Here is a 12,754-nt window from a genome sequence, read left to right on the forward strand (position 1 = left end):
TGCCGGGGCGTCCCTCGTGTTCGGGTGTCTTGTCGCAAGCTGGCGACGAATTGTTGTCATGAAGTTCCCATATGTTGTATCGCACGCGATTGAATAGGGTAGTATTGACACGTCGAACAAGACCATGAGGGGAGAAACCCATGTCTCAGAAGCAGCAGAAGGACCTCGTAATCGTCGGAGCGGGCCCTGCGGGCCTCTCCGCCGCCATCTACTCGGCGCGAGCCCTGCTCGACGCCGTGACCCTGGAACAGGAGGCCGTGGGTGGCCAGATCATCCTCACCAGCGAGGTCGACAACTACCCCGGCGTCCCGCACACCGACGGCTTCACCCTGACGGACACCATGCAGAGGCAGGCCGAGGAACTCGGCGCAAGCGTGGTCATGGGCAAGGTGGAGTCAATCTCCAAGGACGAGCGGACGGGCAGGTTCGCCGTCGTCACGTCCGACGTGAGCTACGAGTCACGTGCCGTCATCATCGCCGGCGGCGCGACCCCGCGCCCGGGCGGCTTCGAGGGCGAGGACGAGTTCCGTGGGCACGGCGTCTCGTACTGCGCCACCTGCGACGGCATGTTCTACCGCGGCAAGCAGGTCTTCGTCATAGGCGGGGGCAACTCGGCCGCCGAGGAGGCCCTGTTCCTCGCCAAGTTCGCCGACCACGTGACCATGGTGGTGCGCAAGGACCACCTGCGCGCCCAGGCGGCCGTGCAGCGGCAGGTCGAGCAGAACGAGAGGGTCTCCGTGCGCTTCAACACCTCCATCGTGAAGGTCGACGGGGACAAGCTCCTCAAGAGCGTCAGCCTCAGGGACAACCTCACCGGCGACGTCCACGTGGAGGAGTTCGACGAGGGCAGCTTTGGCGTCTTCGTGTTCGTGGGTCGCATCCCGGCCTCCGAACTCGTGAGCCAGTCGGTCGACGTGGACGAGCGCGGCTACATCGTCACCAACGAGCGCATGGAGACGAGCCTGCCCGGACTCTTCGCCGCGGGCGACGTGCGCCAGACACCGCTGCGCCAGATCATCACGGCAGCCTCGGACGGCGCCGTCGCCGCCACGAGCGTCGCTTCCTACCTGGGACAGCCCATAGACTGCTGAGGCCGGCAAGCAGGCCCTCGCGGCCTCGTGCCATCGCATCCACAGGAATGCCCCCGTCCAGAGGAGCCTCTAGGCGGGGGCGTCCTTCTCTTCTCCCCTATAACCGTGATAATATATCTTATGTAAAGTAGAAGAGACTCTCGCCTTTCTCTGGGGGCTCTCTTGGCGACGGCCCCTACCTCACCTCTGACGTGCCGACGGCGACAAGTCCGGCTGTCCGCTGGCCCGACTATGCCATCGTGGACAGTTTTCCGCCCATCCCGCGTCGATTCTGTCCACGATGGCAAGATTGGGGCTCGCCGTTGGGCTCGCATGGGCAGAGTGACTCCGGGCCAAGCCCTGCAGGCAGCTAGCCGACGCGCGGGACCTTTCCCGTGGCAAGCGAGCTCCGGCAGAAGTCAAGGATGAGGGCCTGGGTCTCGACCTCAGTGTCGGTGTTCATGATGACGAGGATCTCGTCCAGGGCCTCGAGGGTGGTCTCTCCGCTGGGAACGATGTCCACTCCCGCGCGGGACACCGTGACGATGCGCGAGTCGTCGGGCCAGCCCACCTCGCTGAGGGTGCGACCCTCGAGCTTGCTGCCCGCACCCACGGTATAGGTGTGGAGGACCTTCTCGCCTGGCTCGCCGTTGGCGGAGGGGTCGACGGGCGTCAGATCGAGAAGCCTGGAGAGCAGCCTCTCGTAGAACGGGTCCGTCTTGGTGAGGTTGGCGACGACGTACGAGACGATGGAGACGATGGAGACCGAGAGCAGCGCGTCCATGCTGCCCGTGAGCTCGAAGGCGAGCACCACGGCCGTCACGGGGGCCCTCACGACCGACGCGAAGAGCCCTGCGATGCCCAAGGCCATGAAGTTGGCCATGAAGAGCGACTGGACGCCCGTGACGCGGGTCAGGCAGGCTGCGAAGACGGCTCCGCAGAGCATCCCCATGACGCAGAGCGGGAACAGCGTGCCACCGGGCGTCCCCGCCCCGAAGCAGACCGTCGTGTAGAGGTACTTTCCCAGGAGCAGCAGGGCCAAGGTCCCCAGGGGCACGGCCGCGGGGGCCGAGAGAAGCTCCACGATGGCGTCGCCGCCACAGAGCAGCTCGGGCATGGCGTAGGCGACGGGAATGGCCAGCGCGAAGGGAATCGCGAGCCTGAGCTGCAGGGGCAACTCCCCCATCTTAGCGAACAGGCGTTCGGTACATGCGAACATGCCGCGATTGTGGACGGCACCCGCGAGCCCACAGAGCACGCCCAGGGCAACGACATAGAGGTAGTAGTCGTGCGGGATGTCCTTGATGAAGGCGAGCTTGAGCACGGGCTGCACGCCCAGGACCTGTGACACGAGGAAGTCCGACGCCACGGCGCTCGCCATGGCGGACACGATGAGCGACGGCGCGAACTCCTTGTGGATCTCCTCTATGGCAAAGAGCACGCCCGTGAGCGGCGCGTTGAAGGCGGCGGACATGCCCGCGGCGGCCCCGCAGGTGACAAGGAGGCGCTCCTCTCCCCTGTTCCTCCTGAGCAGGCGCGAGACGGCCTTGCCGCCCATGCTCCCCAGCTGCACGCTGGGACCCTCCCTGCCCATCGAGAGGCCGGCGAGGGCGCAAAGCACGCCCTCGCTGAACTTCGCGAGGAGGACGCGGTGCCAGGGCATGTCCATGCGGCCCATGACCTCGGCGTCCGTCTGCGGGATGCCCGAACCCGAGGTGTAGGGCTCCCAGCGAACGAGCGCGGCGACGACGAGGCAGCAGGCGAGCACGAGGGCGGCGAATCCCAGCAGCCCGAGGCCGGAGGAGAAGAAGGTGGGCAGGAGCCCCCTCAGGATGTGCTCCGCCCTCGTGAGCGCCATGCGGTAGAGGGTCACCACTCCCCCGCCCGCTATTCCCACCAGCGCGCCCTCCCAGACCATGTCTATCTGGAAGCGACGCGAGAAGCGCCTCCTAACCTCCCCCTGCATCGTGTCTGCGAACACCTGCGCGTGACCTCCCCTGCTGGCCGCCGCGGCGGCCCCGTGCCAATCGTCGAGATAAGACCAACTGCCCAAAGACCGGACGACCCAACATCATACGCATGCCACGGGCGGGGACGAACCGTCTGGTCCGCCCCCGCCCGTCGTCGAGTCCCAAAGGGCTGCCGGCTGCTAGTAGCTGCCGCCGCCGATGAAGCTGTACACGCTGGCGATGCACACCGTGCGGCCGGGATACGGCGCATGGATCATCTGGCCGCCGCCGATGTAGATGCCCACGTGACCGTCACTCGGGAAGACGAGGTCGCCCACCTGGAGCTCGTCCATGCTGGTCTTCCAGTCTCCCGTGGACTTGAGCGAGTCGATCATGTCGTAGGTGGTGCGGCCGCGGGCGTAGCCGTAGCTGTAGCAGACCAAGCCGGAGCAGTCCACGCCGCTGGCGGATGCGCCAGCCCACTCATAGGGCACGCCGATCATGGAGTAGGCCGTGGAGAGGCCGCCGCCCGAGGCGCCGCCGCTCTTCGAGGTGCTTGGCTCCTCCTGGGTCGCCTGCCGGGTCTGGGGCTGCTGCTGGGGTGTCTCGTCCTGGGACGGGCTCTGAGCCTGACCCTGGGAGGGGGCGTCATCCTGCTGCTCGGCCTGGACGGGTGTCTCCGCCGCCTGGGTCGCCTCAGACGATGTGCCGCCGTCGTGCGCCTTGCTGATGACCTGACTCACGGCAGAGGCCTGCCCCCCGCTCTCCTGGGCCTGCTGCCGCTCGGCCGCGGCCTGGGCCGCGAGCTGCTCCTGGACCTCGGCGCTCAGGCTGTTGTAGTACGAGCGCGCCTGCTCGAGCTTGGAGTTGTACTCGGCAACCTGGGAGTTGAGGCTGTCGACTGCGGCCTGTTGCCCCTGCTGGCGGCTCTCGAGCTCCTCCTCCTCGCCCTTGAGCTGGCCCTGGAGGTCGTTGACGCGGGCGATGCTCTGGGCCTGCGCCGAGCTCACCTTGCCGGCATAGTAGACGTTCTGGACGAAGTCGCTGATGCTGTTGGAGCCCAGCGCTATCTGGAGCAGCGAGACGGAGCCGTTCTTGTACGAGCTTCGCACCGTGGTGCCCAGCTCGCCCTTGGCAGTCTGGAGCTGCTGCTGGGTCTCTTCGATCTGGCTCTGCTTCTGGCCGATCTGGTAGCGGGTCTGCTCGAGCTCAGCGGTCTGGCTCTGCAGGCTCTGCTCCAGCGAGGACGCCTCCGAGCTAAGGGACGATATGGTCGCGGACGCCTGGGCCAGGTCGGCCTGCGGATCGGCGAGGGCCATGGTGGGGAGCAGCCCGGCAGTGGCCAGGACTGCGGCCAGGCCAGCCGTGGCGGCCCTGCGTCCGAAGGAACGAGCCAATGGGCTCTTGGGCATGAGCGTTTCCTTTCGTAGGCTAGTCCCGTCAATTCTATGATTCCGGCAAGGGGCCGACTGCCATTCCACAGAACGGCCACCGGCCTGAAACCCCTGCAAAAGCGGACGGGAGGTCCGTACCTACTTCACCTGGACGAGGGTGAACACCTCCTGGTCGAATGACTCGGCGATGGTCTTGCGGGGGTCCAGGAAGGCAAGCTCGAGGATGAAGGAGAAGCCCACGACCTCGGCCCCCGCCTTCTTGACCAGTCGCGCGGTGGCGACGGCGGTGCCGCCCGTGGCAACCAGGTCGTCCACGATGAGGACCTTGTCGCCGTCGCGGACGCTGTCCTTGTGTATCTGCAGCTCGTCGGTGCCGTACTCGAGGGAGTAGGTCTCGGAGTAGACGGCACGGGGGAGCTTGCCAGGCTTGCGGGCTGGGACGAACCCGGCGCCGAGCTTGTAGGCGACGGGGGCGCCGATGAGGAAGCCGCGGGCCTCGGCGCCTACGACCTTGGTGATGCCGGCGCCCTCGTAGTGCTCTGCGATCTGGTCAACGGCCGACGCCAGCCCCTCGGGGTCCGCCAGGAGCGGGGTGATGTCCTTGAAGATCACGCCCGGCTCGGGGTAGTCGGGGATGTCGACGATGTAGCTTTCGAGCTTGCGGTCGGACACGTCTGTTCCTCTCGTCTTGGTCGTCCTGGTGGGCGACGCGCTAGTCCTGTCTGTCCTCCATCTGGCTGAAGGTCTGCGAGACCTGCCTGCGGATGAGCGCCTCCCGCACGTTGCCGGTGAGGCTCAGCATCTGGCGGAACGCCTGCTCGAACTGCTGGCGGCTCTCGCTGGTGAGCTCCATCTGGACCCCTCCGCCCTTGCGGGCGAACACGATGAGCGCCTGCTCGAACATGGCGCTCTCGCGATTGGCGGCCGTGACGTACTGCCTCAGGTTCTTGGGGCCGATGCCGAAGTGGCGCAGCTCGTCGCAGGCCCTGATGAGCGGGAAGTCCTTCCCGTCCACCAGGTCGCGGCCGTGCGGCGACCTCTTGAGCGCGATGAGGCCCGCGTCCGAGAGCTGGCGCACGAAGCTCACCGACATGCCCAGCACCTCGGGCATGCGGTCGATGGGGTGGAGCTTCTTCGCAAGCTCCTCGTCCTCGTTGGGAAGACGCAGCGAGCTGGGGAGCCCCAATGCCTCGTCCTGCTCCCCCACCGGCCCGGAGCCGTTGCCCTCGAGCCGCTCCTTGATCACGGAGAGGGGCAGGAAGCGGGTCTTCTGGAGGTAGAGGATGGTCTCGAGGCGATGCACGTCATGCTGCGAGTACAGGCGGTAGCCCGAGGGCGTGCGCGACGGGTCGAGCAGCCCCTCGTCCTCGAGGTAGCGCACCTTCGAGATGGAGAGGTCGGGGTACTGCGCCTGCAGCTTGCGAACGACCTTGCCAATCGTCAGGTATCCGGCGTCGGGCATGGCCTAGTTCCCGGTCTCGATCCTGGTCGGCTTCTGGTTGGTGTGGAACACCATGCGGAAGGTGCCGATCTGGATCGTGGAGCCGTCCTTGAGCATGGCGCGGTTGACGATGGCGCCATCCACCCAGCTGCCGTTGAGCGAGCCCAGGTCCTCGATGGTGGCGAATCCGGAGGCGAGTCCGCTGAGGTCGATGCGCGCATGGCGGCGCGACACCGTCATGTCGTTGAGGAAGACGGAGCTGTTGGGGTCACGGCCGATGCTAATCTCGTCCTCGCTCAGCTCGAAGACGGAACCAGTCTGGGGCCCCTTCACGATTGAGAGCGTGGGACTCGACGGCCTCGCCTGGTCCATGAGGTCGGGCGAGGTGGAGTCGGAGGAAGGCATGCGGAAGATCTCGGTCGCGCCCATCTCGGGGCTGTTGTTTGTGGACGTCAAGGCGGCTCCCCTCGATGTGGAGTGTACGTAGACCATCATAGCGCTTGCGCCTGGGCTACCTGCAGGCGACGCAGTCCATCTCGACGAGCGCGCCCAGGGGCAGGCGGGCGACCTCGACGACGGAGCGGGCGGGGGCGGGCGTCACGAAGTGGCGCCCGTACACCTCGTCGACCGCGGGGAGGTCGTCCAGGTCCGTCAGGTAGAGCGTGGTCTGGGCGACGTCGGAGAGGGTACAGTCGCATTCGGAGAGGAGCGACGCCACCAGGGCGATGATCCTCTCGGCCTCGGCGGCGGCACCGCCTTCCACGATGCGCGTGGGGTCGTCGGGGTCGACAGCGACCTGTCCCGCGGCGAAGACGAGGCGCCCCGCCGTGGTCCCCTGGGAGTAGGGCCCCGCCGCGTCGGGGACGCCCGGCGCGTGGATGGAGTACTTCATCGCGCGTCCCCCGGCTCGTCTCCCCCCGAGAAGGCGCCCAGCCTGCGCTCGCGGGCGGCGTGCACGAGCCGCTCGAGGGCGGCCTCCAGCACGTCGGTGGGGCAGGCGAGGTTGAGGCGCTCGAAGCAGTCGCCCTCGGGGCCGAACATCGAGCCCTCGTCGGGGAAGAGCAGGGCGTCCTCGCACATGAAGGCCTCGAGCTCCTCCTTCGAGAGCCCCCAGGAGCCGAAGTCGAGCCAGGCGAGGTAGGTCCCCTCGAGCGGGTAGAGCTCGACTTCGGGCAGGTACGCGGCGAGGAAGCCCCTGAGCATCTGGTAGTTCGCCCACACGAGCCCGATCAGCTGCTCGAGCCACTCGTCGCAGCTGGTGTAGGCAGCCTGGGTGGCCACGTAGGCGAAGGCATTGAGCTCCAGGAGCGGCACCTTGGCGAAGCCCTCCTCGAAGCGCTCGCGCAGGGCCTCGTCGGGGATGTAGATGGCGGACGCCTGGCAGCCGGCCAGGTTGAAGGTCTTCGAGGGGGCGGTGCAGACCAGGATGTGGTCATACTCCCCCGCCTCCGCCACGCGCATGATGGTCGTGTGGGCGTGCCCGGGCATCACGAGGTCGTCGTGGATCTCGTCGCTCACCACGATGACGTCGTTCTGCACGCAGATGTCGAGGAGGCGCCTCAGCTCGTCGGCCCTCCAGACGCGCCCCACCGGGTTGTGCGGGCTGCAGAGCACGAGCATGCGGTTCCTGGGGTCCGCCGCCTTCCGGGCGAGGTCCTCGAAGTCCATCTCGTAGGCGTGGCCGCCGTCCTCGAGCTCGACGCGGCGCAGGGGGTTGGTCACGAGGGTGCGCCCCGTCCGCTCGACCGCCATGCGGAAGGGGTAGTACACAGGAGGCTGGATGATGACGCCGTCGCCCTCCTCCGTGAGCGAGCTCACGGCGTTGTAGATGGCCGGTACGACCCCTGGCGAGGTGACCAGCCAGGCGCGCGCCGGCGTCCAGCCGTGGTGGCGCGCCTGCCAGCCTATGCACGCGTCGTAGAAGGCGTCGGTGGGCTCGGTGTAGCCGAGGATGGCGTCGTCCAGGTAGGACCTCAGGGCGTCGATCACCTCGGGCGGGTTGGGCAGCTCCATGTCCGCGACGGAGAGGGGCACGATCTCGTGCCCCACGCGGGGGTTGCGCCGGTACATGGCGTCCCACTTCGCCGACCCGGTGTTCTCTCGGCTCACATGGGTCTCGAAGTCGTATCCCATGGCATCTCTCCCTCCCTCGGGTCCCGGGCGCACGCCCGGGCGCCCATCCGATTATCTACGAACGCAGGCCGCGCGCGCCCACGAAGTCGTCCGTCTTGCGCAGGAGCCCCTGGCCGTCGAGCTCGCCCCCTGTGGGGGTCACGCGGTCTGCCTGGGCGAGCCAGCCCGCCCAGGGCAGCGCCTCCCTCAGGCGAGAGAGGACGCGCCCGTGCCCCACCGGCGTCACCGAACCGAAGGAGAGGAGGCTCCTCCAGAGCCTGCGCACGAGCGTGGGCGGCACCATGAGGAGGAAGCAGTCCTCCCCCGCGAGCGGCAGCCGTGCGACGAGGCAGCCTATCCGCCCGTCCAGGAGGAGCTCGCCGAGCCTGCCCGCCGCGGGAAGCGTGTCCTCGCCCGGCAGGTAGTCCCTGAGGACGGCCTCGGCGGAGTCTCCCCAGAGCGCGAGCGGGACGAGCCGGTCCGTGACGTCCTCGGTCCCCAGGCCCTCGTAGGGCTTGTAGCCCCCCTGCTCGACGTTGGCCAGGAACGACAGCCAGGCGCTCAGGGTCTGGGAGCGCGGGCTCAGGTCCCAGATCGCGTACTCGTCGTCGCCGGTGCGCCCCAGGAGGGGAATCGACGCCAGGGAGCCGTCGCCCAGGAGCGCCGGCTGGAAGGAGCACTCCCCCACCGCAAGGCGCTCGCCCGCGAACGCGGCCTGCGCCCAGGAGCTGGCCGGACCGCCGGAGGCGAGGAGCACCAGCGTGCCCGTGAGGTCGCAGAGGGCACAGCCCCCGCGGAAGGGGTCGTCCGCACCCTCCGTGACATACGAGACGGGCCCCAGGAGCGGCGCCTCCCCCTCGGGGAAGCTCGCTCCCAGGAGCAGGTGCTCCTCGTGCAGTTCGCTCTGCAGCATGCAGGTCACATCCAGACTACGCGCCCATGAGCTGGGTCACGTCGAAGAAGAGGGGCAGTTCGAAGGGAGAGAAGGCCGGCACGCTCACGGGTCGCAAGCTTCCGCGCAGGCAGCTTACGGCCACGCTCCGCCCGTCCTGGGTCCAGGAGGAGTAGCCGAAGGGCCCTCCCAGGTCGCAGAGCTCGCCCTCCCCGCGCAGGGTCGTGGAGTACGAGACGGGCTGGCCGCGGTAGCAGCGCCCGCCCACGCTCCACTCCGGCGTGACCACGACCTTGCCCCAGAAGCCGAGTGCCCAGCCGCTCACGCGGATGGGCCAGCTGCTGCGCGCCAGGTGGATCTGCCCCAGGTACTCGTCATAGGCCCAGTCCATGAGGGCGGCGGTGTCGTCGAAGCGCCCCTCGTGCGTCTGGCAGCCCAGGACGCAGCTGAAGAGCTGTAGCCCGTGCCGGCGCGAGGAGCCCAGGAAGGTGGTGCCCGCCTCCACCGCGCCGGTCTTGATGCCGCAGAGGCCGCCGTAGCTCTCCATGAGGTCGTCGGTCGACTCGAAGGTCCGCTCCTTGCCCGCCACCACGCAGCTGTAGCTGCGCGTCATGACGGCCTGCGCTATGAAGGGGTAGTTCTCCAGCGCGTAGCGGCCCATCACCACGAGGTCGTGGGCGCAGGAGTAGTGCCCGTCCTGCTCGAGCCCGTGCGTGTTGGCGAAGTGCGTGTCGCCCATGCCGAGCTCGGCGGCCTTCTGGTTCATGAGCGCCACGAAGGCGTCGGTGCTGCCCGCCACGTTGATGGCGACGTCGTCCGCGGAGTCGTTGCCCGAGTACACGAGCATGGTCATCATCAGGTCGCGCAGGGTGGGGGCATCTCCCTGCTTCCACCCCGTGAGCTGAGCACCCTCCTCGTAGCTGCCCTCGACGACCGTACAGGCGCCGTCGAGCGACCTGCCCGAGTCGAGGGCCACCATGGCCGTCATAACCTTGGTGATGGACGCCATTGCCATGTGCTCTTGGGCGTCCTGGGCGAAGAGGACGTTGCCGTCCTGGTCCATGACCTCGTAGCTCCTGGCCTCGCTGAGCCTGGGGGGCTCGACCGCGAACGCGGGGGCAGGCAGGGCCAGGAAGCACAGGACCGCGAGAACGAGGGCGAGGGACGCGCCAAGGACGATGCGGGATGTCCCCCGTCCGAACGTGCCCCAGGTGCCGGCGGGCCTCATCGGCCCTCGCCGTCCTCCGCCCTGGACGCAAGGGCATCTCGCCTGATGGCGATGCCGGTCCTGGTGTACTCGAGGACGGCGAGCAGGGAGCAGAGGAGCCCCGCGTACACGAAGAAGATGCCCATGCAGGCGGGGTCATGGTTGAGGCCGGGCAGCCAGCCGAGGCTGGTGACCCCCAGCCCCCGCACGACGGGAAGGCCCAGCAGGAGGTCGCAGAAGCCAAACATGAGGAGCGCCGTCGCCGCCTTGCCCACGAAGACCACGTCCACCGGACGGCGGCGGTAGTGCTGCAGGCGCAGCCCGCCCAGGAAGAGGTAGACGTCGCGGCCGATGACGAAGCAGGCCACCCACACGGGGAGCTCGCCGGTGATGATGAGCCCCAGGACACCCGTGAAGAGCAGCACGCGGTCCATGATGGGATCCATGACCTTGCCCACCCAGCTGACGGTCTGGGTGCGGCGCGCCACCTGCCCGTCCAGGAAGTCCGTCACCGCGGCGACCGCATAGAACGCCAGGGCGACGTAGCGGTTCATGTCCGAGACGAACATCCACAGGAAGACGATGGTGAGCACGAAGCGGCAGGCAGTGATCACGTTTGCCACGGTGAGGATCGCGTTGGACGGGTTCTGGGGGCTGCCCACGGGAGCGGTGGCGGTGCCATGGGCCTGTGCCATGGCGGCGTCGTGGTCCGCCTGGCTCTTCACGCGGGTCTCGATCTTGTCCTTGGTCTTTCCCAAACGAGTGCCTCCGATGCTCCGGGCCCTCGCCCGGAATCGCATTGAACGACCCTCATACTACCCCATGCCCCCAGGGGCTAGACGGGCAGGAGCTCCCGCACCACACGCTCCCCAAGCTCGCTCGTGCTGGCGCTCCCGCCCAGGTCGGGCGTGAGGGTGTCGCTGTCCTGCAGCACGCGCTCGATGGCGTCCAGCACGCGACGCGCCCACTCGGCGTGTCCCAGGTGCTCGAGCATCTGGCTCGCGGACCAGAGCGTGGCGAGCGGGTTGGCGATGCCCCGTCCAGCGATGTCCGGCGCCGAGCCGTGGATGGGCTCGAACATGGAGGGGAAGCGTCCCTCGGGGTTGAGGTTGGCCCCCGCGGCGAGCCCCATGCCCCCGCTGATGGCGGCGCCGAGGTCGGTCAGGATGTCGCCGAAGAGGTTGGAGGCAACCACCACCTGGAAGCGGCCAGGGTCCCTCACCATGAGCATGGCCGCCGCGTCCACCAGGTAGCTGTGGGTCTCCACCTCCGGGTACTCGGCCGAGAGCTCCTCGAAGACCTGGTCCCAGAAGACCATGGAATAGTTGAGGGCGTTGCCCTTGCTGATGCTCGTGAGGCTCCTGTGCTCGCGCCGTGCCAGCTCGAAGGCGTAGCGCATGATGCGCTCGGTCCCGTGGCGAGAGAAGACCCCGTCCTGGATCACGACCTCGCGCGGGGTGCCCGCGTACAGCCAGGAGCCGGAGCCGGCGTACTCGCCCTCGCTGTTCTCGCGGATGAACGTCATGTCTATCTGACCGGGCTCGACGCCCTTGAGGGGGCAGGGCGCACCCTTGAGCAGGCGCACGGGACGCACGTTGACGTACTCGTCGAAGTCGTGGCGGATCCTCAGCAGGAGGTCGCGCAGGGACACGTGGTCGGACACGCCGGGGAAGCCGACCGCGCCCAGGAGGATGGCGTCGAAGCCCCTGAGCCTCTCTATGCCGTCCTCGGGCATCATCTGGCCGGTCCTGAGGTAGTGCTCGCAGCCCCAGGGGAAGCTCGTGAAGTCGAAGTCGAAGCCACCGTCCGCCTCGGCGACCGCGTCCAGGAGCCTGACGCCCTCGGCAACCACCTCGGGGCCTATGCCGTCGCCGGGGATGAGGGCGATCCGATGGGTCTGCTTCGTGGCCATGTCTCCTCCTGACCGCCCCTGGGGGCAAGCGTCTCGTACCGATGCAGGAGCTTAGGGCATGGGGGTTTCGGGCGGGTAAACGGGCGGGCAGGCGCACGTGCGCACGGAGCCGAGGAGCGCCTCCGGCTCGTGGACCCTGAGCTCGAGCGGGAGTCCCTCCGCCGTAGCGGCACAGACCACGTGCCCCAGCTCCAGCCCCCAGCGGAAGCGCCAGTGGCCGAACCAGTCCTGGTGCTCGCGCAGGTCCGCGTAGAAGCCCGTCCCCTCCGCCTTGAGCGTCGCCTCGAGGCGCGTCCACAGGCGGGCGAACCCCTCTGGCGTGAGCCTCGAGGGCTGGTCCTCCAGGCTGGGCGCGAGGGCCTGGCCTCCGCGCCTCAAGGTCATGACCTTGAGGCGGTCCACGTCCTCGGAGGCAGACGCGACGTCGATCCCCACCACCGAGGGAGAGGAGCACACGGCCACGAGCTGGTGGGTGTGGGATATGCCCAGGTGCCAGTCGCCCGAGGTGGGCTCGGGCTTCCCGTAGGGACCGTCGAGCAGGTCCCCGTCCCGAACGAGCCCCATGCACCCGGCAAGGATGAGGCCCGTTCCCAGGGACTCGGCCCTCATGCCGGGATGCCGCGCATGGCACGCTCTGTCCAGGTAGCGCGGCATGACGCGTCCCTCGAGCGCGTCGGCGAGCTCGCGCGGGTCCCCCAGCTCGCAGAGCGACCCGAGGTCAAGCAGGTGGCAGGTCACCTGGGCGTCGGATGCGAGCGCCTCTCTCCCCTGGCGCAT

Annotated in this window: 13 protein-coding genes; 1 reads left to right on the forward strand and 12 read right to left on the reverse strand. The window is 68.2% G+C overall.

Annotated elements, in window-relative coordinates; genetic code table 11:
* Positions 1-140: 140 nt before the first annotated feature.
* Entirely contained in the window at positions 141-1,091 is a 951-nt protein-coding gene (gene trxB / locus ACMPH2_RS02710) for a thioredoxin-disulfide reductase (RefSeq protein WP_417118553.1), read from the forward strand.
* Positions 1,092-1,440: 349 nt separating this feature from the next.
* Here trxB and ACMPH2_RS02715 read toward each other — a convergent pair whose 3' ends face one another.
* The 12 genes from ACMPH2_RS02715 to ACMPH2_RS02770 all read right to left on the reverse strand — a co-directional run bounded on the left by ACMPH2_RS02715 (position 1,441) and on the right by ACMPH2_RS02770 (position 12,754).
* Positions 1,441-3,051: a ClC family H(+)/Cl(-) exchange transporter gene (locus tag ACMPH2_RS02715; protein WP_417118554.1), complete on the reverse strand. Its 1,611-nt coding sequence runs from the start codon at positions 3,049-3,051 to the stop codon at positions 1,441-1,443.
* A gap of 168 nt (positions 3,052-3,219) precedes the next feature.
* Positions 3,220-4,431, reverse strand: coding sequence for a C40 family peptidase (locus ACMPH2_RS02720; RefSeq protein WP_417118555.1), 1,212 nt, complete (start codon positions 4,429-4,431; stop codon positions 3,220-3,222).
* Positions 4,432-4,551: 120 nt separating this feature from the next.
* The gene (locus ACMPH2_RS02725) at positions 4,552-5,085 is read right to left on the reverse strand and encodes an adenine phosphoribosyltransferase (protein ID WP_009279245.1); all 534 of its coding nucleotides are present in this window, start codon (positions 5,083-5,085) and stop codon (positions 4,552-4,554) included.
* Between the two features lie 40 nt (positions 5,086-5,125).
* A complete protein-coding gene (ftsR, locus tag ACMPH2_RS02730) occupies positions 5,126-5,875 on the reverse strand; it encodes a transcriptional regulator FtsR (protein WP_072499613.1) in 750 nt (249 codons plus the stop codon).
* A 3-nt stretch (positions 5,876-5,878) separates the two neighbouring features.
* Positions 5,879-6,310, reverse strand: coding sequence for an FHA domain-containing protein (locus tag ACMPH2_RS02735; protein ID WP_009279243.1), 432 nt, complete (start codon positions 6,308-6,310; stop codon positions 5,879-5,881).
* Between the two features lie 55 nt (positions 6,311-6,365).
* Complete coding sequence (locus tag ACMPH2_RS02740) at positions 6,366-6,746, reverse strand: Rid family detoxifying hydrolase (RefSeq protein ID WP_072499612.1); 381 nt, start codon at positions 6,744-6,746, stop codon at positions 6,366-6,368.
* Positions 6,743-7,987 (reverse strand): MalY/PatB family protein, encoded by a 1,245-nt coding sequence (locus ACMPH2_RS02745; protein WP_417118556.1) that lies wholly within the window; start codon positions 7,985-7,987, stop codon positions 6,743-6,745. Before ACMPH2_RS02745 ends, ACMPH2_RS02740 begins: the two co-directional genes overlap by 4 nt.
* A 55-nt stretch (positions 7,988-8,042) precedes the next feature.
* Complete coding sequence (locus ACMPH2_RS02750) at positions 8,043-8,879, reverse strand: aminomethyl transferase family protein (RefSeq protein ID WP_417118557.1); 837 nt, start codon at positions 8,877-8,879, stop codon at positions 8,043-8,045.
* Positions 8,880-8,895: 16 nt separating this feature from the next.
* Positions 8,896-10,086: a D-alanyl-D-alanine carboxypeptidase family protein gene (locus ACMPH2_RS02755; protein WP_062531088.1), complete on the reverse strand. Its 1,191-nt coding sequence runs from the start codon at positions 10,084-10,086 to the stop codon at positions 8,896-8,898.
* Entirely contained in the window at positions 10,083-10,823 is a 741-nt protein-coding gene (locus ACMPH2_RS02760) for a CDP-alcohol phosphatidyltransferase family protein (RefSeq protein WP_197414956.1), read from the reverse strand. The genes ACMPH2_RS02755 and ACMPH2_RS02760 overlap by 4 nt, the downstream gene beginning before the upstream one ends.
* A gap of 77 nt (positions 10,824-10,900) precedes the next feature.
* Positions 10,901-11,977: a tartrate dehydrogenase gene (locus ACMPH2_RS02765; protein WP_072499608.1), complete on the reverse strand. Its 1,077-nt coding sequence runs from the start codon at positions 11,975-11,977 to the stop codon at positions 10,901-10,903.
* Positions 11,978-12,028: 51 nt separating this feature from the next.
* Positions 12,029-12,754 (reverse strand): 4'-phosphopantetheinyl transferase family protein, encoded by a 726-nt coding sequence (locus ACMPH2_RS02770; protein ID WP_417118558.1) that lies wholly within the window; start codon positions 12,752-12,754, stop codon positions 12,029-12,031.

It is taken from the genome of Olsenella phocaeensis (assembly GCF_048189965.1).
Lineage (GTDB): Bacteria > Actinomycetota > Coriobacteriia > Coriobacteriales > Atopobiaceae > Olsenella_I > Olsenella_I phocaeensis.

What these genes read in the sequence shown, in the direction of transcription:
- trxB (WP_417118553.1), top strand. Translation starts at nt 141, where the DNA reads ATGTCTCAGAAGCAGCAGAAGGACCTCGTAATCGTCGGAGCGGGCCCT.
- ACMPH2_RS02720 (WP_417118555.1), bottom strand. Translation starts at nt 4,431, where the DNA reads ATGCCCAAGAGCCCATTGGCTCGTTCCTTCGGACGCAGGGCCGCCACG.
- ftsR (WP_072499613.1), bottom strand. Translation starts at nt 5,875, where the DNA reads ATGCCCGACGCCGGATACCTGACGATTGGCAAGGTCGTTCGCAAGCTG.
- ACMPH2_RS02740 (WP_072499612.1), bottom strand. Translation starts at nt 6,746, where the DNA reads ATGAAGTACTCCATCCACGCGCCGGGCGTCCCCGACGCGGCGGGGCCC.
- ACMPH2_RS02745 (WP_417118556.1), bottom strand. Translation starts at nt 7,987, where the DNA reads ATGGGATACGACTTCGAGACCCATGTGAGCCGAGAGAACACCGGGTCG.
- ACMPH2_RS02750 (WP_417118557.1), bottom strand. Translation starts at nt 8,879, where the DNA reads ATGCTGCAGAGCGAACTGCACGAGGAGCACCTGCTCCTGGGAGCGAGC.
- ACMPH2_RS02755 (WP_062531088.1), bottom strand. Translation starts at nt 10,086, where the DNA reads ATGAGGCCCGCCGGCACCTGGGGCACGTTCGGACGGGGGACATCCCGC.
- ACMPH2_RS02765 (WP_072499608.1), bottom strand. Translation starts at nt 11,977, where the DNA reads ATGGCCACGAAGCAGACCCATCGGATCGCCCTCATCCCCGGCGACGGC.
- ACMPH2_RS02770 (WP_417118558.1), bottom strand. Translation starts at nt 12,754, where the DNA reads ATGCGCCAGGGGAGAGAGGCGCTCGCATCCGACGCCCAGGTGACCTGC.